Genomic DNA, 21,416 nt, shown 5'->3' with positions numbered 1-21,416 from the left:
GAACATGCCGCCGTCAGTGCCGCACTAACGCCATCATCGCGCCAAAGCCGACGAAAACGCCGCCCGTCAGGCGATTGAACAGTCGCGCGACATTGCGGCTCTTCAGACGACTGCCGATGCGCGTGCCGAATCCGGCGTAGACGAAATACCAGCTCACCTCGAGAACGGCGAACGTCGCCACCAGAATGCCGAACTGCGGCAGCTTGGGCAGCGAGGCGTCGATGAATTGCGGCAGCAGCGCCGCGGCGAACAGAATCGCCTTCGGATTGCTGCCCGACACCAGAAAACCGTTGCGGAACAGCGCGAAAGGCGAGCGGACCGGTTTCGCGGTCCGGTCGTCGGCATTGGTCGCAGCCTCGGTCGCCGCGGATTCGTCAGCGGGCGCGCGCCACGCCTTGATACCCAGGTACACCAGATACGCCGCGCCGATGAAACGCAGCGCATTGAAGAGAGCCGGCCACGCTTCCAGAAACACGCCGAGCCCCGCCGCCGACACCGCCAGCATCAGCACCAGCGCCGACAGACATCCGGCCATCGTGGCGCCTGTACGGCGCAGGCCGTGCCGGGCGCCGTGCGTCATGACGAGCAACATGTTCGGGCCCGGAATGGCGCACACGACAAAGACAGTGGCGGCAAACAGCCACCAGGTATGCAAACTCATGACATCACCGCAAAAGGTTGGGCAACTAGTGAACGTGAAGCGGCACCGCCCGTGCGGGCCGCGTTGATCAACGGCCGGCGCGGCGGGCCGCCACCTGGCCCAGCACCGCGAAATCTTTCTCGCCGTCGCCATGCGCGACTGCCTCCAGCAGGCTGTCTCGAACGACGCTCGCGATTGGCAGCGGCGTCGTGACTGCGTCGGCTGCGGCAAGCGCCAACCGCAGGTCTTTCAGCCCCAAGCGCGCCTTGAAGAGCGCCGGCTCGTAGCTCTGCTCCGCGATCATCTTGCCGTAGCCTGCGTAGACCGGGCCGGGGAAAATCCCGCTCGTGATCACGTCGAGGAAATCCTGGATCGCAAGGCCATGCCCCGACACCAGCGCGGCCGCTTCGCCCAGCGTCTCGACCGCCGCGCCAAGCATGAAGTTGGCGGCAAGCTTGATGACGTTCGCCTGTTGCGGCAGCGAACCGATGCGCCAGGTTTTCTGCCCGATCGCGTCGAAAACGGGCTGCACGCGATCGATCGACTCCGCAGGCCCGCCGGCCACGATCGTCAGTTTGCCGGCGGTGGCCACGTCCGGCCTGCCGAGGACCGGTGCGGCAACGTAATTGACGCCGCGCGATGCATGCGCCGTCGCGAGTTCTTCGGCGAGCGCAACTGAGATCGTCGCCATGTTCACGTGAATCAGGCCGCGCGGCGCATGCTCCAGCAGCGATGCCGTTACGACCTCGCGCAACGCGGCGTCGTCGGCGAGCATTGAAAACACGGCGTCGCCGGCGAACGCTTCGGCGGGCGTCGCGACGAGTCGCGCGCCAGCGTCTACGAGAGGCTGCGCGCGTTCCGGCGAGCGGTTCCATACACGTACCTGATGCCCTGCTTTCAGGATGTTTGCAACCATCGCGGCGCCCATCTCGCCGAGACCGATAAAACCGATGTCCATCTGAGGCTCCGTCTTCTAAAGAACTGGAAGTAAAGCACACCCGTGGGACATATGCAGGAAAACGACGCAACCGCGGCCCGCAACCGGGCATGTCACTGCGGCACGCAACGGCGCACGGTGCGATACTTCTGCGATGGTCACCGCGACTTTCCGCTTCTATGAGGAGTTGAACGATTTTCTCGCCCGGCCGCTGCGCCGGCGAGCGTTCGCCTACGCATGCGCGCGCGACGCCACGACGAAACACGCAATTGAAGCGCTCGGCGTACCGCACACCGAAGTGGAACTGATCCTCGTGAACGGCGAGTCGGTGGGATTCAATCATCCTCTCGCCGAGGGTGATCGCATCGCCGTCTATCCGAAGTTCGAAGCGCTCGACATCCGCCCGCTGCTGCGAGTGCGCGAACGGCCGCTGCGCGTAGTGCGCTTCATCGCCGACGCGCATCTGGGCGGCCTGGCGCCGCTGCTACGACTGGCGGGATTCGATACGCTCTACGACAACCACTATCCCGACGCGGATATCGAAGCACTCGCCGCCGCCGAGAACCGCATCGTCCTCACCCGCGACCGCGAGCTATTGAAGCGCCGCTCGATTACGCATGGCTGCTACGTCCGCACGCTCCGTCCGCGCGAGCAGTTGCGCGAAGTGTTCGAACGGCTGGATCTGGCGGGCAGCGCGCAGCCGTTCCGTCTATGTCTGATGTGCAACGCACCGCTGCGGCGCATTCCACGCGACGAAGTCGGCGATCGCGCGCCCGACGGCGTGCTGCAGCGGCATAACCAGTTTGTCACTTGCGACGTGTGCCGCCGCGTATTCTGGGAAGGCACGCACTGGCAAAGAATGCGCGCGCTGATGGACAGCGTGGCCGCAGCACCGGTCGACGCCGATGCCGACGCCGACGCTCGCGATGCAGATGCGTCGGCCGCCTCGCCTTGAACGCAACGCCGTTCGCTCGCGCGACGCAACGCAACGCAACGCGCGGTGCGTACAATGCGGGATTACTTATCTGGCAGAGGCCTGACGTATGGCGATGAAAAAGACCGACCTTGAAAAGAACAAGGCACTCAAGCTGAACAATGCAATGAAGCAGTCCACCGCCGAACGCTTCGGCAAGGCTTCGGCTGCGGAGCCGAAACTGGACCGCCGCGAGCAGCGCAAACTGGATCAGGCGCAAGGTCTCGTCGCGTTTGCATGCAAGCTGAACGGCGATCTGGTTGCCGAGCTGAAAGAGCGCGCCGCGACGCATCCCGAAGGGATGACCGGACTACTGAATGAAGTGATCAAACGCGGCCTCGCCGGCTAAACACCGCTACCGCGAATGCGCGGCGCGGTATGCGAGCGCGCTGGGCGCAGATCGCTGTGAAGCGTTGAGACCCGTGACAAACGCGACCGGAATACAAAAAGGCCAGAGCAGAAGCTCTGGCCTTTTTGCTTGCGACGCCTGCATCGAACCCGCGTGACAAGCGCCGATCGTACGGCGCGTGCAGCAGGCGAACCGGCTCGCCTGACGAAGGGCGCCAGCTTAGTTCTGCGTGCCCTTGTCGTTCGTGCCGGCAGCCGACGCTGCTGCAGCAACCGGAGCGCGCTTGCCGTGCGTCTTCAGCTTCTTCACGTGATGCTTCTTCGGTGCGCTAGCTGCAGCGGCCGGAGCGGCTGCGTCCGATGCTTGTGCGAAAGCTTGAACCGAAACCAGCGCGATCGATGCTGCTGCGAGCGAGACGATAACTTTTTTCATGTGTTGTTCCCCAAACCTCAACGACTGAGTCAGTGTGAATGAAATAACTGCGCGGTGAAGCAGGGAGCGCTGCAGGCGCCTTACCGCTTCCCGCGGGAGAGTATTACCTGGTGTAGGCGGTTTGTCATGCGCAAAACGGGATATGTATTTTCCGGGAGACAGCTGGCTTTCGAGCCGCTTTCGCTCATAAACAGCCGATATCAGGGATATCCCTTAGGTCTTTCTACACCAGGTTGCGCAGCAGGCTAGCGGTCTCGAGCAGCGTCGGCAGAACGCGGTGCAGCGCCGCGTTCGCCGACTCCTGACCGATCGGCATGCTCACGCTAATCGCCGCGACGACGGTGCCGTGCCGGTCGCGCAGCGGCACCGCGACGCCGCGCACATCGAGTTCCAGTTGCTGGTCCGTAACCACATAACCGTTGCGCCGAATCTCACCGAGCACTTCGCGCAGCCGTTCGATGGTGGAGTATGTGTGCGGCGTGAACACTTTGATCGGATACGACGCGAGCCATTGTTCGATGTTCTCCGGCGCCTGGAACGCCAACAACACCAACCCCGCGGACGATAACGGCGCCGGCGCGCGCGAGCCGAGAACGAAGCCGACCGCCATCGCCCGGTTCACACCATTACGGGCGACGTAGACAACGTCGTGTTCGTCGAGAATCGCGACGAGCGCCGTCTCCTGAAGCGTCGCCGTAATCCGTTGAAGGAACGGCTGCACCGTGCGCGGTAAGCGCGCGGAGTCGAGATAGGACTGCCCTAGCCGCAACACGCGTGGCGCGAGCCAGAAGAGCTTGCCATCGGTGTCGACGTAGCCGAGTTTGCGCAGTGTCAGCAAATAGCGGCGCGCCGCCGTGCGCGACAAACCGGCGCGTCCGGCTACCGCGGTCGGCGTCATGCGCGCGTGCTCTTCGTCGAATGCCTCGATGATCGCGAGCGCCTTCGCGGCACCGGCGATCCAGTCTTTGTCGTCCATCGGGTTGCCTGGGATTCGGGCTGCGAGCGAAAGCTCTGCTGGCGGCTCATTTCGGTCTCGCCGCTGGCACCTTTCGTCGCGTGATTGTGCCCGAAGCCGCCTCACTCTTGCGCGATTGGCGCGCGTGAAGCATTGGATCAGACGATGGTAAGCCTTGCGGTTGCATGAACCGGCGCTTCAACGAGCACCGGAGCGTGGGATGAACGCGGTGGAAAAAGCAGCACGGCTGGGCGTGCCGTCAAGCGGCGCGCGGATGCGCGTACAGGTGCCTTGCATCGCCGGTGGGCGGGAATACGCACCAGCAGCCGTCGTCGTGACGAAAGAAGAACAGAGCGCGCGAGCCTGATTCCGCCGATGTCTCCACGCGCACGTAGCGCCGGCCGCCATCGCGGGTACGACTGAATTCGGTGACGTGCACAGCCGCAGACGGAGCGGGCGCCAGCCACTTCTCGACGAGAAAACGCAATGACTGTTCGCTCGAGGCTCTCATGATCCGCTCCGGGCCGGCTTGCTCTCGCGAACCTCGCGGGTCGTATCGGCGCTTTCATTGCCTTCGTCGCGTTCGTGACTCTCTTCCAGCCCTGCATCGCGCTCGGCCGATGCGATCGCGATTTCCCGGTTGGTAGCCGCCGCCCGCAACGTGCTGCAATGGGCAGCATGCCTGATATCCGATAGAAGACGGACCAACTGTCGTGCTGTTCTGCGTTTCATCCGACACCCCCCGCACTGCACCAAGAACCTCAGAAACCACTTTAACTCTATGCCCGGATCGGGCATTTACCAACCTGTTTTGGCTAAATAGCAACGGTCGCGCTGCAGAAAGAGAGACGCAAACTTCGTTCCGCCTGACTTACTCTGCGCGCGACGGTACGTGCGATCTGTACGCTCGCGAGCCCTCGGTTGCAATAGAGGCCACGCCTTGCGCACGCCTGATGCGACTGGGCGCTTCACTACTTATCCACAGCGGCCTTTGCATAACGTCGGGATAGCGCATGGAACAGCCTGTGCGCGAAATCTTGATAAAACGGAGAAGGCGTCGCCGGCGTGAAAAGTTATCCCGGCCTTGTAGATTTTCTACAGAGCAGAGCCCCACAGTTATCGCGACCGCATTACTTTGATCTAACGGAAGAATTCGCGGTTATCCACAGAGAGGACTAACCCTTGTTAACTACTACTACATATGTATACGTCTTAAGTAAAAGACCTAGGAGAACTGCGGCTGCGCGCTGGTTTAGCGAGCTGCAGCCGCATTGAGCGGCGACAGCCCGACGACTTATCCGGCCTGACTCAGCGTACTAAGGCCGCTTCGCTCGCCGGTTGCACAGAAGCGGCTTTGCCGATCGGGTCCGCGATGTCGGGCGAAGGCGAAGGCGAAGGGGAAGGCGCCGCTGCCTCGACCGGCACCGGCAGCAGATGTGTCTCGATACGGTCGCTGACGACAGGCTCAGTGCGCACCACGGTCTGCAGATAGTGGCCGACGAGACCAAAGAATCGGTCGTAGAACTTGCCCGAGGGAATCGTCTCGCTAGAGATCTTCACCATCGCGTCGCTGTTCGAGCGGATTGGCAGTGACAGCGAACCGAGCACACTCAATCCGACACTTGCCGACGTGTCGCTCTTTTTCAAAGCGAAGCCGTTCTGCACCGCGTTCACATAGACGATGCTGCTACTGCTCGCCTCTTCGCCCGGCGTGCACACCACGTGAAATTCGACCACTACGTGGGTGTCGCCGGTAGGCTGGAAGTTCTTCGTGCCGTCGACGGTATCGTTGCGGGTCATCGTCGTCAGATAGCCTTGGCTCAACAAGGCTCGACGCGCAGCTTCACACGTGTCCGTGACGCTCGAGTTGAAATTGCGCGCATAGGGGCTCGCGCCGGTTTCGAATAGCTCTTGCTGGAATTTGGGCGTCGGCGCGCTGCTGCAGGCGGCGAGGATCAGCAGGCCGCACAGCGAGGCCGCAGTGGTCTTTAGAAGCGAGGTGGACATGGTCAATCAGAAACGCTGCGTGAATGCGAAAGAAATCGCACAGGAAACGCATTGTAGAGCGGTTGTCGCCGGTGCGTAAAAAGCGTGCAGCGAATCGGCCGACGCGCGACTTGCACCGTCTTTCACCGTGCATCCAGCGATGCTGACAACCGTCGCCCCGCGCAATGAGGCTGCGACGAAGAAGAGTGGACGTTCAGTTGGACGTCGTGGGAAGTGCCGCCGACATTACCGCCTTGCTTGGGCTCGCGCCGCCGGCACTGGAAGCTGGAACAGTGAACGCATCGGACCAGCTGCCGGATGCCGGGCAACCGTCGGTCGTGCGAGCGTCGCAGGAGGCCGTTCGGCCGTCCGGATTTTTGGCTGCGTCTTGAGGTGTCGCGACGCCGGCAAAATCGCCCGCACGCATGCTGACTTTTTGCGCGTAGGCTTGCGAGCCGCCGTAGCTCTTGAGCGCGGCGTTCATATCGCCGTTAGCCGAGCGCATGTAGCCGTACAGAATCGCGGAGCCGGCTTCGATATTGGCCGTCGGCTCGGTGAGATCCTTCACGTTTCTCAGAAGCCCGCGATGAGCGCTCGGCACGACCTGCATCAGCCCGGTCGCGCCGTTGGCGCCCTTGGCCTTTTCCTTGAAGCGCGACTCGATCGAGATAATCGCCAGCAGCAGTGCCGGCGGTAACGAGTATTTCGATGCGGCGGATTGCACGGCGTCGGATATCTTTGCCGCCTTCTCCTTGGCGAGACCGAATTTCTGCGTCAGATAGACGGACATGCGGTCGCCGTTCTCCTCAGCCAGCGCCGATTGGGCTAGGCCGAGCGAAAGCAGTATCAGGCAAAGTAACCGACTCATGGCATAGGTCTGAGGAAAAAGTTTGCGCATTATAACCCTGCCTTAAAAATAGGCATCGGTCCGCCAAATGCGGGCTCTTACGCGTAGACGCTGCCCGGGAGAGCCTGTGTCCCGTGGCTGTATGTGTCGGCGGTCCAATTGCACGCTGCGTGTCTAAATGCAGAAGTTGATCCGTTAGTTGCGATTGACGACGTCTGTGTGCTCCTCGTCGCACACGTTGGATCTTGAAACAGCCTCGCTTCCGCGGATTTGAGACAATGACGGTCGCCGGCGATCTTCCGTCCGCGACAATCGCAGGTTAATCGAACACGAGATGTCTTCAGCATGAGCAAGACCGCATTTATTCCCAGCGTCCCCGCAGCATCGGAGGACGATTTCGAAATATCGGCGAAGTCCAAGCTCGCGGGCTACCGGCGTTTCTACGGCGTATTGAAAGTCGTTCGAACGACCGACGGCCGTGTGCTGTTCCCGTTCGATGGCGCACCAGAGCTCGGCCCGTATCCAACAAAGCTGGAGGCGGTCGCGGCCGCGCAGGTCTACGGCGAACACATCGCGTTGTCCGACCTCGCCCGGCCGGAGTTGTGAGCCCAAACGGGCGCTGACGAGCCTCGCGGGTCGCCATCAAGGGCAGAGCTGTGCAAACAAAAAAGCGCCGGCTATATAGCCGGCGCTTTTGTCTGGTGAGCTATCTGAATCTACAACCTGTTCGCACCAAATGAAACTGTTCCGGGAGAAGCACGAAGCAGGCCGCAAGGCCGCGGAGTAAGCCCAAGCGGTTGGCAGAGAGGGCCCATGATACGCAGAGCGACCCCTGAGCATTCAAGTATTTACGGCCAAATGCCCCTCATCCAATGAAACTGTTCCGCGCCTTACCAGTGCTCGACTACACCAGAATATGACCCCGGGGGTTCGAACACGCCCGTGGGTCGGACACTGCCGAATTACCCTAAAACGATTTCGGGGTTGCCAGCCGCCCTCCGCAGGGAGAACTAGAAGTCGATGTCGATTTCCTGAGCACCTTCGACCGAACAATCCGTCCCGACCGCGGAAGCGGGGGGCGTTTCCCGAACCAGCGCAGACTTAGATTGAGCCGCGTTCAGCACGGCCCGCGTGTGGGCGGCGCCCGCATGCGCTTCTGCCATTTTTCGAGCCCTCCGGTTATTAACGGTCCGTCGCAACCCTTCAACTGCCTCCATTCGTCGCTGTGTGGTCTTTGAGACGGCTCCCTTTTTGACCGACTGCTCCACCGTAGGGTGCCACCGATTTCGGTCCCGTTCTTCGGCAAGGTCAGCACCGTCCCGCATCTGAATGTAGTCGCGAACGTCCGGAATCGCGATGCCAAACTTCGCAAGCGTCGGGTCGTCAGCCTCCAATTCTTCAAGGATGCCGTTGTCGTCCCAGAGCAGATGAAGTTTTGATGTGAACGTCTCGTAGCCGACGAAGGGCATCGACCGGCCGTTGTTGAGCGCCTCGTATTCAACTGCTCTATTCTGTAAAGGCGTCGATGTGAACACCCGCTTGTTAAGGCTAACGATTCCTCCAGGTGCCAAGGTGTCAATGCGCTTTGCAAGTCGGCGGATTATCATCTCCTCCGTTAGCTCCCACGCAGCATCGCCCGCGCGCATTGCCATATTGAACAAAAACATGTGCTTAGGAACTGGTGGAACGTTTGCCTCGAGCATCACGCGAGTCCGGAGCCGTCTCATGTCTCCATGCAAGTTGTATCTGCTTATCGCGGTGAGCAGGGCCCGCATGAACTCCTCCAGCGTCAGCGTAGCGCCCGCCGTAGCGTCCCTTAACTTCTCTCGATTGCGTTTGCGCGCAGCGTCTTTTTCTCGCCCTCTCCCTCTGATAGGCTCACCATGCGTCGCACCACTGAGCCCCGCGATTTCCTCTTGAAAGTAATCCATCATCTGTTCGACGTCACCCTTTGCCTTACCTTGACCCGGTTCTGCCATAAGCAAGCGCTGCCGCATTCGGTCGACAAGCGCATCTCGAACTTTTATTGAGATTCCCGGACCCCGGTCCACGAACACCGCGCTGGGGCAGCCATATACCATTCCATCTAAGTGCGCGAGTCCCCATCGCGCCAACTCATCTTCCTTATCTGTACATGCACTAAAGACACACGCCAAGTATGAGTCGGCGTCTTCCGCTCGATAAGTTACGTACCATCCAAGTATCGCGCGGCTCGAACGGTCAACCGCTAGCAAGACCGTAGGTTTCAGAACTCCATTAATTGAAACTGTTGCATCACCAACTCGCACGAAGCAATCCGCCACCGTGCCGTCGATGTCTACAACATTGAGGTCACCTCGCGCTATCTGTGCGGAATATCCCTGTCCACGCTCCGAGCTGCGTAGCAAAGCCAGCTTGGCTCTCTCTGCTTTAAAGATGGGAGTTACATGCCTCACCGTGTTCCGCTCGGACGGTAGCTTCCGCGGGTCGACAGGGAAGCTCTGCTTTTTTTCGTCGGCACCACGGTTGTGTCCCCTCAACCCTCGAAGGAACTTCCGAGCGGTGGCCGCAATGGTCACGCCGGGTACGTGAGCTTCGCGCTGGACGAATTTTGCAAGCCTCTCTTTCAGATATACCGGGAACTGCATGCGTGAAAGCGTGCTCAGCGGGTCGAGTATCTGGGCAAATGTCTTTCGGCCTGACTCGATAAGCGTTCCGTCTTCGCGCTGCGCCCCATGCCGCGAAACACCGGGCGCTCCCTTGTCCCAGTGCCTTTCTACCAGCGCGAACTCGTGCCCACCGTAGAAAAGATAATGCTCATAGTATTTCCGCACTGTCTTCTCAGACAAGTCGTACTTGTTCGCGGCGTCCCTGACAGCCATAGCGTATATCTTCTTGTCCTTGAATGGTGCATCGCCATGCACATCGCAGATATGGTCTATGACTTTTTGTTTGTCTGCTAAAGACTTTTCTTCATCGCTGTCCTTGGGCAAAAAGTCCTGCATGCCTCTCGGTATGCCTGCCTCCTCCACACGCCACACCAACCGACGCGCCTTGAAGTCGCGCATGTCCTCGATGGACCGCGCACTCCTATATTTCTTGGTGTCAGGGTCACGAATAACTGTTAGCAATCCGTTCTGTACAGAACCAAGCTGGACAAGATACACATGGCTGGCGTCTTCCCCAAGGTATCTCACCAGGAGCTGCTCGCCCTTTCCAGTCACGATGTTCAAGTTCGAATTTTTGGGGAACAACGCAACGCAATCTTCTTGATTGGCTTTACTATTCATTTTATACCTCCCAATACTAGGTTGTACTCGAGTATGTTGTCTACGGGCGAACCAATCTAAGGGGCTCCCACGGTGCGTACAGAAATCGGACGTCCCATTTGAGATAGCCTAGAAAAATGGCAACGGCCAAAAGCCGAAAGGATTTTGCTTTGTCCCAACGAAATCGCTTGCCAACCATGGAGACAACTCGGCTCGTGTCGCCCGTCGCGTTCGACACAAGGAGGTTTTCTGCTAGCTTTTTGGAGTCGTCGACCAAACTCTCCATCTCCTCGAGCTCCACATACTTCATATGCTCGAACATGCGACGATAGCTCTCGTACTCGATGTCGGTCACCGACAATTCGGTCATGACTTCATGAGTCGCACCCCACTCCCAGAGACCTTCCGCCTCTCGTTTATGTCTCGCCTTGACCTTTCCTCGCCCAAGATGCGCTTCAGGTTTTCCCGATACGCCGTGATAAATGGGATAGGGCATGCCGGGTATTTGAATGGTGAGCATGAAGTCGATAGTCGAAAGTTCATTACGTGGAAATAGGCAGCCTTCTTGACAATAGGCGAGAAATGCCTCTCGATTCCACTGGGGGTATTGCGTGCGTATCTCAACGATAAACGGACACATCTCGAAGTATGCGAGCAGGCGTGCTTCGAGACTAGAGTGACATGCGACTTGCCCACCCGCCTTGAAGCTGAAATGGTAGCCAGCAATACCTACGCGGCTCGCGCTTGCCTTCTTCCAGCACTCGAACCTAGGTGCACTAAGAACACCTCGAGGGTCGCATTCTGACAACGCGATTGGCCAATGCAGGACTGGTGAACCTGTCAGTCCCCGGAGCCAACTCTTTTGACTAAGCGCCACCTCGGTATCGCGGTATTCAATGTCACAACTTTTCGGAAGAACGACGCGCATGGACCATGGGTGCCATTCCGTCTCCCGCAGCCCACTCGCAATCGCGAGGCCTCGAAGCTGCTCGCCCCTAGCTCGCGAGAACGATAGGTGCGAGCAATCTCCTATTAGCCTCGGCTTGCTTTTATCCATGTTTTTGCTCTATTGATTCGCTCTGAGAATGCCTTGCGGGACAAAGCTTCGTACGTTTCTTGGACTCCCCATTTCGATTTTTTGTCGACTTTTCTTGCCATCGACATCACAGTCTCGATTTGTCGTTTTCTCCACGAGTCGTACGTATCGGCGCATCGGTCCAGCGTCGATTCGACTTCAGGTGTACCCTGACCTCGTTTGTATCGCGACTCGTTGCCCGTCTCGCTTAGCAAGAAAGCGCGGGTAATGACACGTTCCGGGTTGTCGCGAATAGTGTCCTCATAGCGTTGCAGCACGAGGCCTTTCTTCTTCAAGTCCAGAGCATGCTTCCGTTCAATAACCTTAGCCAAGTCGGACCTTCCTCGTTGGCTGGGCAGATTTCGGTCAAGCCATTGCTGGTCATAGTGCGTGGCGAAGAAGGTAATCTCCTGCCCGTCCGGCAGATTGCGTATTTCGCTTCGCCTGAAGTCAGGGTTGACTTTTTTGGCAGCTAAAACTACTGAGCGGCAATGCTCGCGGTAGCGCATCAATTCGATGCCGTCTAAGTGCTTAATTTTGCGATGCCATCGTTCATACTTATTGTCCCCCGCGGGCCGAACGCGTTTCGGCTGAATCGCGGCACTCGTATCGTAACGATTAGGGTCGGTTTTGCGAGCTTTCACCTCGATAAGGAACTCTTCCCACCCTCCAAAGAGACCCCAGATAGAGGCGATATTTTGAACCGGGTTCCTGAGCGCCCCTTCGGGTACCCAATGGCCCGCTACACGCTTAAACGTTCGAGCTTTGAACCCTAGTGCGGAAATCAACTCGGTCCCAAGGCGAGATTCCAAGTGCTCGCGAGCTACCTGGCGAGTGTCGCGACGGTCAAGTTGTCCCGCGATTTGCCGAATCTTCGTCATCAGCACCGGTGCCGTGTTATCTGCAAACGCCGACGTGTCAATGCGACCGGTCAGGACATCCTCCGCCATCTTTGCAATCCCAACAGCCGCATCAATGCTCTGCCTATTTCTCAAGCTGCCAATGGGGCGAAGCGAACCGCCACACAGGCACCTTGCTCGCGGATGCCAAGTCTTTGGCCTCTTTCGATGGCTTAGGTCGCAGCGAGAACAAAATGTCATTAAAGGCTCCGCATGCGTCGGGCAATACAACATTGCGGGCATGAGATGAATGCGTCGCCAGATTGCGAAACCGTTCGACTCAGAATCAGACGCAATGCAGCTTAGGCAGACGCCCAAACGACAACGATGGACTGTGCGGTTCGCGGAGAGGTATGACGTCGCTGCTTGGTCATTCCCGCTTCTGTATTGCTCAAGCAATTTCTTCCGGTACGGGTGAGGAATGAACGCGCTATAGAGCCTATAGCGGGTATGATTCATGACTACAGTTTTCCAGTCGGGCAGCAAGCCCGAGAAGAACTGTCCGATTGCTTTCACATTTGCCGGATGCACGAATGCCGGTTTTGAGCTTGCCTTGTTCAGCAGCGCCATTAAGCCGACATGGTCACCGGCACTACTCAGTTCAGCTTGGCGGACAACAAATCCTGTGAAGTCTTCCTCATCCTTGATGCCTGTTGCGTGAAATAAAGTTACTTTGCTCATCTATTCTTGCTTGTGCTGCGTCTCTGCAACGAAGCTTCCAATTTCTCAGTGTTTTCAACCGTAGCATCGCTGCGCGCGCTGTGCGCCAGTGGTCAAGTCGGAGGGTGGGGGCGTTGTGCATGACCCAGCCAACGCGCGCACGAATATGTTCGTCACGGGTCTGAAATGACACCCGCAACGCGGACCGAGCCACTGAGGACACCAACGCGTATTCGTTTATTCCCAGAAGTTCCCGAAGCCGGTAAGCACTCCGCCGCCGTGGAGGGCCATCAAGTGAGTCAAGATGCGCCTCGGCAACGTCGACGGCACGAGTCAAGGCAAAAGTCGCGACGGCCGACCTACGCACGCAAGTTCGACTGAGACGTGGCGCGGGAACTTGAGTCTCTCGTCTGAGCCATTCGGGCGCATTTCGACGTAGCATCGCGAACGTGGCCGGAGCGCTATGCCGGAGTTCCGTTTTTGTCGCTTCGGGATGTTCTTTGAGGTGCGTCAACCAGAGTCGTTTCGCCTCATCAGTTGCGCGTCCTAGCCGACGTCTGTATGGAGACTCAATATCAGGTATTGAAGCCAAGACACGATAAATGGAAGTCGTCGAGAGATGAGTGGCGTGTGCGATTTCCGTCGGCGGCATACCGGCGATGATGTGCCGCCGGATAGTCGCAAGCGTCGTGTCGTCCAACTTCGACGGCCGTGCGTCAACAGGTATCCCTGCGCAGCGGCAGAAGATGGTCAGTCGCTGCGGACTGGTACTGAGTGCTTTAGCTGCCGACGTAACCGTTTGGTGTAAAGACAATGCTGTTCTTACTACCTCATCGGAGAGAATTTTCACTTCCCGATGCGTGGGCGTGGAATTGCACGACCGCCGACACTCGCAGTGCTGAGTAAACCACGTCAGCAAAATGCACCACACAGGATGTACTGCGCGGTCTGCACGCATCAGCGCACGGAGTGCAGCCTCTACGTAATTTGATGTCGAGACGAGTTCATCGAGCCTACAGTCATTAAATCGGTCACAAAAAAACACGCGGAATGCCTTGACTAACTCGGTGAACCGAAAGCGGCCGGCTTCTGTCAGCCAATGCGCTTCCTGCAATGCGGCAATCACGCCGGCCTTAGTGTATGTGGACAGCGTCTGGTCGCTTTCGACGCACACGACCGAATGCGAAGCGAATTGAATAGCGTCCAGCAGTTTGTCAGTCGACGTGCCGCGCCGGCACTGCGCGTCAAAAAAGAATTGTCCTTGAGCGGACGACCTGAGCCAGCAGAAGTGGTATGGACACGCAATTACGAACGGGGCAACGTCACGACGGTGGGTAAATGAGAACCCGTATCGAACTAACGCCGCCTCTTCGCATTCTGGACACGCGAGGAATGTTCCCTCCGATGGTGCGAGCAACACTGGGAGTCGCGACGAGCGAATCGGACCTGAACATCGCGTGCGTAGCCGTTCCTTCGCAAATTCCTGTCGCCCAAGCGGAACACCCAGCAATTCGTAGGCAAGCAAGGTGTGTTTCGCCTCCAGTTCGTCGCGTTCGCCGAGCAAATATCCAATACGCGCGTAAAATTCATCGAGCCGACTCGGCATCCCGTCCAAGCCTGGACATCTTGCAAGCAATTGCCTGCTAATTTTTCCTAACGTGTTATCGCCCACTAGGCTCGCGCCACGGCGCAGGAACGAGTTCACAGTCTCGCCATCAGGAAAAGGCGGTATCAGTAATTGAGTAGAGAGTTGGTCAGGCATGTCCGACCCCAAGCCTCGGCCGAGGAAGGAACCCTTCCAGCATTGAACCGGCGACGAATGGAAGATGGTCGAGATGCTGATAGACGATGGAACGACTGACCGATGCTGGGTCCTTACCGTACTCACGAATCGCAGTACGAGCGGCATCGCAGTTGCTAAGGGCTATCCCGAAAGCCTTCGTTACCGTACTCTCCGAAGGGCCGCCGTCCTTCAATAACGTAGGCTCCCACGCCAGAAGTTCATGCAATGAGCGAAATCCGGCGGCTAACCACCCTAGACGTCCGTGACAGTGAGCGTGTGTCCATTTCGGAAGGTCTTGCGGCATTTCGTGGAGTGGCGAGAGTAGGCCGGCGCGCCAGAACCACAGATTGAATTGATACCAGAGACCAAGTTTAGCCAAGACTTGGTTGGGTGCGTCGCGTAGCATGTGGCCCCGAAGAACCGCGGCCACATCGAGAGGAGGTGCGTTTAGTGGCTCAAACGCGAGGCAGCGACCGCGGAGCACGGCATCTACTTCAGGACCCAGCTGTTTTGCACCTTGCATGAAAACGTCACTACACGAGAAGAGTAACGGAATGTTGGCGTGACCCTGTAGCTTGCAGAGAAACATCAATATTTCGCGGATGCCACCCTTGAGACTTTGAGCGCAGGCTCCGTCAATGACGAACAATCCTACGTTGAGAAGAACCGATGCCGCGATAGCCGCAGTAGCGGCACTTTTCCCGCGCATTCGCTTAAAAACAGATGCTAGGCTCTGCGGGTCTTTAATCTCAGAGACGAGCTTGTCACGAAACTGGTCGAGCAAACCCTTCAACGTTCCGCACGTCGGCCACTGCAAAACTATGATAGGGAAATACCACACAAGTTTGATGTCGTCTAAGGTTGGCGCAACCACACGGAACGGCGCACCAAACATCGTGCGTAACCGCTGTATGTAGGCGGTGCGGCCCAATTGCGAGCGACCTGTGATGACAAAATTGACGCCGGTAAGCGTTTCGAGGCTTTCTCGGCTCGGGATGGGACCGCGTCCTTGAACGGCTTGCTGAAAAGAGTAGAAGTAGCGGCGGTACCTAGGGTTCGTGATGTGCCTCGCCTCCATGCATTCGACGTACGCGGAAACGAGCGAGTATGTGTACCTCGCGACCTCCTCAGTTGCGAGGTATCCCTTGTCGAAGTTATTCATTGCTCGCAGCTTTGCCTCTGGCCCAGCCTTCCACAAATGCTCGTCGTCAGGGACGAGCCTGTTTCGGAGTTCCCTGATGACGGCCGCCTTGCTCGGCGCATTTGAAAATTCCGGTAGCTCAGACGTCTGTCCGACATAGGACTCAATGCTGCCAGGCCCCTCGGCCAACAAGCCACGGCGAAACACCGGCCACGCAGGGACTTCGATAGCGTCCATCATTGCGGCGTCTGAATACTGTCCGAGACGCACCGGAGCGCGACCGCAAGACATCTCGTAGCGCAGGGAGGGAGTCCGAGCAAAGCACCAGACTTATTCGACGCAGGAAGTGCGCCGACGGAATGAAGACCGGGCACCGTCCCACTGTAAACCGCCGCGCTGAATCGATGTGATGTCATGGGTTCCTCACCGGTCGGGCTAGGGTAAAAGGCGAAAACGCTGCGCTTGTACTCGATGCGCCAGACCACGAATGACGGAGCTGGCCAATTTCGCAATCGAGCGAGCACGACTTGACAAATGCGAATTTAATGGTATAATCAGCCTCCCCTCTTGGGGAGGGTCTGGATGCTACGCGAAGTTCGCGGGCATCGCAAGTCCATTGCTTTCGGACGAAACGGGCCCATCCGAAATTCGCCCCGCCCCGGGCACACCAGCTCTCCGCCAGCCTCCTGCAACTTTGCGCCTGGTACAATCGGTAAGTGCGTCTCGGCGAGTCGCTCGCCATCGAGAATAAAACGCCAACATTCAAGCGCGACGAAATGGGCGACTTTTACTGTCGTTTACTTTAGGCCGATTCTTCCCGAATGCAAGGAGTCCTGTGAGCGAAGTGGAAACGCCATGGTCGAGTCTTGCTGCGCGCGTCGTGCGCGTCGTACTTGCAAGAAAGGATTTCGGCTACGCGCAATTATCTGAGGCGCTTGCCTCGGTAGGCGTGAAGGAAAGCAGCCGGGCACTAGCATCCCGCGTCTCTCGCGGGCGCATCAAGTTGAGCTTGCTTCTGCAGATTCTTACGGTGACTGGTTCGAAGGTGCCGTCCTTATGGGGCACCGCCATATCCATGCCTGGAACGTGGGAGCAGCGCGCCAACAGCGTCGTCGCTGCCGAATTGTGCAGACATCCGAAAGTCACTTCCGATGAACTCGCGCAAAGGATGATTCGACTAGGTGCAGACCTCACTGAAAAGACATTGTTGTCGCATATGGATGAGGGAATAATCTCGCTTCCGGAGTTCCTCCAGTGTCTCGTTGCGCTCGGCAGCTCAAGTCTCGAGCGGTATGTGGACTACGACGACCTTGCGGCTGCAGCCCTAGCTGCGTCGGTTACCCCAACAAATTGAGCACTTCACGCCTGAGCTCTCCTTGCTTTTTTGTCTCGCTCACCTAAAATCAAAAAGAGCGATTTTTATGTCCGAATTCTGGTTCGGAAACTTGGCGTATGCCGAAGCGCGATGTCCTGTCGCCCCTTTTGTCCCTAATCGGGCCTAACCGCTGAGCGACGCGAACTGGTTGCATGAGCTCGCCGCACTGTTGGCTGCTAGCACGCCATCGCCCGTCGGTTCTTCGCGATTGCCACGAAGATAGCGTCGGCATTAACAATGCGTATGCAGTGCGCTGCAGTCAATCGACGCCTGCACGGTCATGTGCAGCATTTCTCGACAAACGGAGGCAGCCATGCCTGTCTGGAGCGTTGCGGGCATTAGTGCCCAGCCCGAGTTGTCCATCTCTGAATGGCAAATCCTAGAGACGCAACTTGGCTCTAGGCATTTCGTCGGTACCGACGTGCGTGATTACACCGTGCGGGTGAGCACAGCCATTCAACAGTTCGACTCGACTGTTCTCCGGGGAGTTACCTCATCCGGTCGCGTCTATCAACTCGTCGGCCCTCGAGGGTTCTCAGCGGACGGTCAATACATCTGGGAGCGTTGGTGCGCTGTCAACGGCATAACTTCATACATCGACGTCACGACCGATGTGCTCGTGGAGGGAAAGACATGACTACGCCAGCGGAACGTACGAAGGCTGTGCTGGATACACGCGACTTTCTGCAAGTCCTGAGTGGCGCAGGAGAAGTCACAATCCGTGGCCTGGTGCAATCAGTCGCAATTGGCCTTCTCAGGCACTACCCCTTGAACGTCGACTTGGACGTGTCCGCGAGCGCGCTTCCGGAAATCTGGGCGCAGCCGACTGTCGAGCGACCTGACGAACTGATAGCGTGCGCTCGCGTCGTTCCTCTGTTCACGACGCGGACCGACGAGTAGCGTGCCGACGAGGATGACCATGCCGCCCCGTCGAAACAATCCAACAAGCGAGGCGTCTTCCCCTGATGCGCACGTATTAGAGCTTCTGCAGAGCGCCGCGGTTGCAGTGACCTTGTTCGACCCCATCGGAGCTCGAGCGCTTCTTAAAATCCCAGATGCCGAGCTCGGGAGGCGGTTCAAACGTGCGCTTGTGAGAGTTGCGGGGCTAGCCACAGTGTTGAACATACAACAACGTTCGATTCGTGAAGAAAGCGCGCAACGGCGGATGGAACTTGGTGCTAATCAAGGAGAGTCGACGCCGGCACGCCTAGTCGCCACCGCGAAACTAATACACTTTTCTCATTTCTGTGCCGTCATCGGGTTCACCCCCCAACGGGTCAGAAAAGAAGTCGCTGCTCAGCACATCTTCAGTGTCGACATCGACGATGAACCGTATTTCCCGGCATTCTTCCTGGTCGAAGAGATTCGTCGAAAGGACCTGGCGAAGGTTGTGCGAACGCTCGGGGACCTGGAAGGCTGGAACAAATGGCATTTTTTTACAACGACGAATAGTGCGCTGGACGACCTGACACCGTTGCAAGCACTCTTCTATGGCGACAGGAAGCAAGTGTTGCGCGCGGCTGCCGAATCTGTCGAACGTTGAGGAATTCGCGCGTTCCACCACTGGCTGCGATAGCTTTACAACGATAGAAGCTATGGAAGCAATCTGGCAATTTGCTCTTAGGTATCCGGCGTTGCCGGTCGTGCCGGCATGTGGATTTGCTCTCGCGCTGGTGGTGTTGCGCGTCAAAACGAGATACGTGAAGGAGGGAGTCTTGTTCAGGCGGTTGCCTGTTCCGGAACGCTCAACCCGTCTCAGATACGGCGGAAAAAGAGATGAATTCGGACGGCCATATTGACCTCGGGATTGCGCTTCGAAAGTTCCGAGAGCTGTGCTTATAGGACGGGGACTTAGGATATGCCTACTGGCATGAAGTCGGGCTGTTTCTGAAACAAGCGGCAGGCATGCAGTCGCGAATACATGAGCTCAGCAAAGAATTAGAACAATGTCGCGAGGCTGAGCAAGCGGCTTGATATGAAAGCAGCGCCAGACGCGAGGAGGCTTCCGTGACGGAAGGAATTGGTGCGGAACAGCGATTGTTCAGGAAATCGGACAAGCCTTCTGAGGACTTGAGCTGCAACTGGCACTATAAGAAATCCCCAAGCTACAACGACTTTGTCCCTACCGATGCGACAGGCAAATGGTGCATCTTTGTAAGCCCAACCGACGTGGACAAGGAGTGGAGCAAAGTCAGCGGCGCTATCGAGAACAACCAGCTGATGTGCGCCAAGGTGTCCACCGCTCTGCGCAGCATCGGTCGCAATGGGCACGTCATCTGTGTCTACACCCATGACTGGGCCGATAGGCGCGACATCATGCGTGCCCGCGAAGTGCTGCGGTCGCTGGGCTCCGTGAAGGAGCTCGGCTACAAGCGTGACATTGATACACGGAATAGGATTTACGGCGCTGGCGAGTGGTACCTATGTGCATAGTCAGAGCCGCGCAATCTAACTGGAGAGCCACAATGTCGACGAACGCGAAATTTCTACGGCCACCTGACGCCGACGATTTCATGTCCACCGCCGAAGCCGCGAAGCTGCTATTCGTTTCCCGCCCACATGTCGTGAAGCTGCTCAAGCAAGACAAACTCAAGCTTCACCACAAAGCTGGGAACATCCAATTCCTGACGAAGGCGTCAGTGCTGGCCTATCAGGCACACCAGCGTGCTGCGGAAAAAGCCTACCAAGCTTCAACAGGTGACAACGAATGAGCGGAATCTAAAGGAGTCAACCCGTGTCCGATTCGCAAGATGATGAGCTGGAGAAAGCTGTCGCTTGGCTGCGAGAAGCAGATGGCTTGCTCATCGCAGTTGGCGCCGGCATGGGCGTCGACTCGGGCCTTCCAGATTTCCGCGGTCAGGAAGGTTTCTGGCGAGCGTACCCTGCGCTTCGGCATCAAGGCTTCTCGTTCGAGGACATGGCAGACCCGGCGAGCTTTGCCGAGCATCCGAAACTTGCGTGGGGCTTCTACGGACACCGCCTTAACCTCTATCGGGATACCGTTCCACACGAAGGCTTTGCGATATTGCGCAGATGGGCGGACCGAATGAGTCATGGCGCGTTCGTGTTCACCAGCAACGTCGATGGACAGTTCCAAAAGGCCGGGTTCTCGGAACTCCGTGTGCACGAATGTCATGGGTCGATTCACGCACTCCAATGTCTGGAGACCTGTACGGACGATACTTGGTCAGCGAGAGATTTTCATCCACTCGTAAATGAAGCAACCTCCGAGTTGGAGAGCCCCATGCCGCGTTGTCCTCGTTGTGGCGCTCTCGCGCGTCCGAATATCCTGATGTTCGGAGACTGGGGTTGGGTCGGCCTTCCCTATGAGAAACAGCAGCAGCGACTCGCAGCTTGGATTTCTTCAGTGTCGAAGCTTGTTGTTGTCGAAGTTGGTGCCGGGAAGGCCTTACCGACGGTACGACGCTTCAGCGAACGGTTCTCAGCGCAGAGGCTAATTCGAATCAACCCTCGGGAGTCGAACACGAATCCGTCGCATGGAGTCGGTTTTGAAGGCGCCGCCGCTTGGATGCTCAGAATGCTTGACGCCAAATTGTAGGTTTTCCTAAATCACATCCAACCGCATGGTGCAGACACGTTTCGGCAGCCAGGTATTCGCGCTCCGCTGAGCGAAATCGCGCGCGAGGCGCCGATATGCGAGACATGTCCGATGGTCAACCCGCCCCGGCAGTTGCCACAGCTATGGAGAACGATATGACAGACCGACGTGTGCCTGATGATTTTCCGAGAGAACCGGACCAAGGTTCTGTGACCGGGGTTCAACCAAAACTTCTTGTTCGCGAAGTCGACGGGCGTTATCAACGTGGTCTGACTGAGCAGCAACTCTGGGTACGCTATGACGCATGCGTAGACCTTGCTTGTCAGCTATCCGATTACGTATCGCGAAAGATGTCGACCTCTGGCATGTCCCGTGACGTGGCGTTGACGAGAGTCGAGAAGGGCGTAAGATTGAAGGTCGACTCGGGTACGTGGGACTTTTCGCAAGCAGAAGTGGCTTGGGTCATGAAGCGCACGCAGCAGTTGCTGCTGGACTGAACCGGTATGTCTCAATAAAGCGACAAGGCGACGTAATAATCCATCACAGATTCCTTCGTC

Annotated in this window: 22 protein-coding genes; 10 read left to right on the top strand and 12 right to left on the bottom strand. The window is 57.8% G+C overall.

The window, feature by feature from the left end:
* Positions 1 to 13: 13 nt before the first annotated feature.
* Positions 14 to 661 (bottom strand): LysE family translocator, encoded by a 648-nt coding sequence (locus tag J2W46_RS19405; RefSeq protein WP_310355549.1) that lies wholly within the window; start codon positions 659 to 661, stop codon positions 14 to 16.
* A gap of 67 nt (positions 662 to 728) precedes the next feature.
* Positions 729 to 1,598 (bottom strand): NAD(P)-dependent oxidoreductase, encoded by an 870-nt coding sequence (locus tag J2W46_RS19400; protein ID WP_020070818.1) that lies wholly within the window; start codon positions 1,596 to 1,598, stop codon positions 729 to 731.
* A gap of 133 nt (positions 1,599 to 1,731) precedes the next feature.
* Between J2W46_RS19400 and J2W46_RS19395 the strand changes: the two genes are divergently transcribed.
* A complete protein-coding gene (locus J2W46_RS19395; protein WP_310066072.1) occupies positions 1,732 to 2,532 on the top strand; it encodes a Mut7-C RNAse domain-containing protein in 801 nt (266 codons plus the stop codon).
* An 88-nt stretch (positions 2,533 to 2,620) separates the two neighbouring features.
* On the top strand, positions 2,621 to 2,899 hold the full coding sequence (locus tag J2W46_RS19390; RefSeq protein WP_020070816.1) for a hypothetical protein: 279 nt from the start codon (positions 2,621 to 2,623) through the stop codon (positions 2,897 to 2,899).
* Positions 2,900 to 3,118: 219 nt separating this feature from the next.
* Here the strand turns inward: J2W46_RS19390 and J2W46_RS19385 are convergent, their stop codons facing one another.
* The 5 genes from J2W46_RS19385 to J2W46_RS19365 all read right to left on the bottom strand — a co-directional run bounded on the left by J2W46_RS19385 (position 3,119) and on the right by J2W46_RS19365 (position 7,140).
* The gene (locus J2W46_RS19385; RefSeq protein ID WP_020070814.1) at positions 3,119 to 3,331 is read right to left on the bottom strand and encodes a hypothetical protein; all 213 of its coding nucleotides are present in this window, start codon (positions 3,329 to 3,331) and stop codon (positions 3,119 to 3,121) included.
* A gap of 223 nt (positions 3,332 to 3,554) precedes the next feature.
* Complete coding sequence (locus tag J2W46_RS19380; protein WP_310355547.1) at positions 3,555 to 4,307, bottom strand: IclR family transcriptional regulator domain-containing protein; 753 nt, start codon at positions 4,305 to 4,307, stop codon at positions 3,555 to 3,557.
* A gap of 238 nt (positions 4,308 to 4,545) precedes the next feature.
* On the bottom strand, positions 4,546 to 4,797 hold the full coding sequence (locus tag J2W46_RS19375) for a hypothetical protein (RefSeq protein ID WP_087752449.1): 252 nt from the start codon (positions 4,795 to 4,797) through the stop codon (positions 4,546 to 4,548).
* A 797-nt stretch (positions 4,798 to 5,594) separates the two neighbouring features.
* Positions 5,595 to 6,293, bottom strand: a complete 699-nt coding sequence (locus tag J2W46_RS19370; protein ID WP_310355545.1) for a DUF2242 domain-containing protein — start codon at positions 6,291 to 6,293, stop codon at positions 5,595 to 5,597.
* Positions 6,294 to 6,486: 193 nt separating this feature from the next.
* Positions 6,487 to 7,140, bottom strand: a complete 654-nt coding sequence (locus tag J2W46_RS19365; RefSeq protein ID WP_310355543.1) for a transglycosylase SLT domain-containing protein — start codon at positions 7,138 to 7,140, stop codon at positions 6,487 to 6,489.
* A gap of 324 nt (positions 7,141 to 7,464) precedes the next feature.
* Here J2W46_RS19365 and J2W46_RS19360 point away from each other — a divergent pair, with 324 nt between their 5' ends.
* Positions 7,465 to 7,725 (top strand): DUF6723 family protein, encoded by a 261-nt coding sequence (locus J2W46_RS19360; protein WP_027777025.1) that lies wholly within the window; start codon positions 7,465 to 7,467, stop codon positions 7,723 to 7,725.
* Between the two features lie 404 nt (positions 7,726 to 8,129).
* Here J2W46_RS19360 and J2W46_RS19355 read toward each other — a convergent pair whose 3' ends face one another.
* From J2W46_RS19355 to J2W46_RS19340, 5 genes are all read right to left on the bottom strand, one after another.
* Positions 8,130 to 10,388, bottom strand: a complete 2,259-nt coding sequence (locus tag J2W46_RS19355) for a hypothetical protein (RefSeq protein WP_310355539.1) — start codon at positions 10,386 to 10,388, stop codon at positions 8,130 to 8,132.
* Positions 10,389 to 10,428: 40 nt separating this feature from the next.
* On the bottom strand, positions 10,429 to 11,295 hold the full coding sequence (locus J2W46_RS19350) for a PDDEXK family nuclease (RefSeq protein ID WP_310355538.1): 867 nt from the start codon (positions 11,293 to 11,295) through the stop codon (positions 10,429 to 10,431).
* 104 nt (positions 11,296 to 11,399) lie between these two features.
* Complete coding sequence (locus J2W46_RS19345; RefSeq protein ID WP_310355537.1) at positions 11,400 to 13,022, bottom strand: TniQ family protein; 1,623 nt, start codon at positions 13,020 to 13,022, stop codon at positions 11,400 to 11,402.
* Entirely contained in the window at positions 12,979 to 13,959 is a 981-nt protein-coding gene (locus J2W46_RS34370) for a TnsD family Tn7-like transposition protein (RefSeq protein ID WP_374726850.1), read from the bottom strand. The genes J2W46_RS19345 and J2W46_RS34370 overlap by 44 nt, the downstream gene beginning before the upstream one ends.
* Before the next feature lie 796 nt (positions 13,960 to 14,755).
* Entirely contained in the window at positions 14,756 to 16,165 is a 1,410-nt protein-coding gene (locus tag J2W46_RS19340; protein WP_310355535.1) for a hypothetical protein, read from the bottom strand.
* Between the two features lie 595 nt (positions 16,166 to 16,760).
* Between J2W46_RS19340 and J2W46_RS19335 the strand changes: the two genes are divergently transcribed.
* The 7 genes from J2W46_RS19335 (at position 16,761) to J2W46_RS19305 (ending at position 21,356) form a co-directional block, all read left to right on the top strand.
* On the top strand, positions 16,761 to 17,279 hold the full coding sequence (locus tag J2W46_RS19335) for a DUF6471 domain-containing protein (protein ID WP_310355534.1): 519 nt from the start codon (positions 16,761 to 16,763) through the stop codon (positions 17,277 to 17,279).
* 654 nt (positions 17,280 to 17,933) lie between these two features.
* Positions 17,934 to 18,200: a BPSL0761 family protein gene (locus J2W46_RS19330; protein ID WP_083084447.1), complete on the top strand. Its 267-nt coding sequence runs from the start codon at positions 17,934 to 17,936 to the stop codon at positions 18,198 to 18,200.
* Between the two features lie 112 nt (positions 18,201 to 18,312).
* Positions 18,313 to 18,843, top strand: coding sequence for a hypothetical protein (locus J2W46_RS19325; RefSeq protein ID WP_310355532.1), 531 nt, complete (start codon positions 18,313 to 18,315; stop codon positions 18,841 to 18,843).
* A 464-nt stretch (positions 18,844 to 19,307) separates the two neighbouring features.
* Positions 19,308 to 19,733, top strand: coding sequence for a putative phosphothreonine lyase domain-containing protein (locus J2W46_RS19320; RefSeq protein WP_310355530.1), 426 nt, complete (start codon positions 19,308 to 19,310; stop codon positions 19,731 to 19,733).
* A gap of 32 nt (positions 19,734 to 19,765) precedes the next feature.
* On the top strand, positions 19,766 to 20,011 hold the full coding sequence (locus J2W46_RS19315) for a hypothetical protein (RefSeq protein ID WP_310355528.1): 246 nt from the start codon (positions 19,766 to 19,768) through the stop codon (positions 20,009 to 20,011).
* Positions 20,012 to 20,121: 110 nt separating this feature from the next.
* A complete protein-coding gene (locus J2W46_RS19310; RefSeq protein WP_374726849.1) occupies positions 20,122 to 20,859 on the top strand; it encodes an SIR2 family NAD-dependent protein deacylase in 738 nt (245 codons plus the stop codon).
* A 365-nt stretch (positions 20,860 to 21,224) separates the two neighbouring features.
* Positions 21,225 to 21,356, top strand: coding sequence for a hypothetical protein (locus J2W46_RS19305; protein ID WP_310355526.1), 132 nt, complete (start codon positions 21,225 to 21,227; stop codon positions 21,354 to 21,356).
* Positions 21,357 to 21,416 lie beyond the last annotated feature (60 nt).

Origin of the sequence: Paraburkholderia strydomiana (genome assembly GCF_031456815.1) — a bacterium.
Lineage (GTDB): Bacteria > Pseudomonadota > Gammaproteobacteria > Burkholderiales > Burkholderiaceae > Paraburkholderia > Paraburkholderia caledonica.
This window is presented reverse-complemented; position numbering and strand designations above follow the sequence as displayed.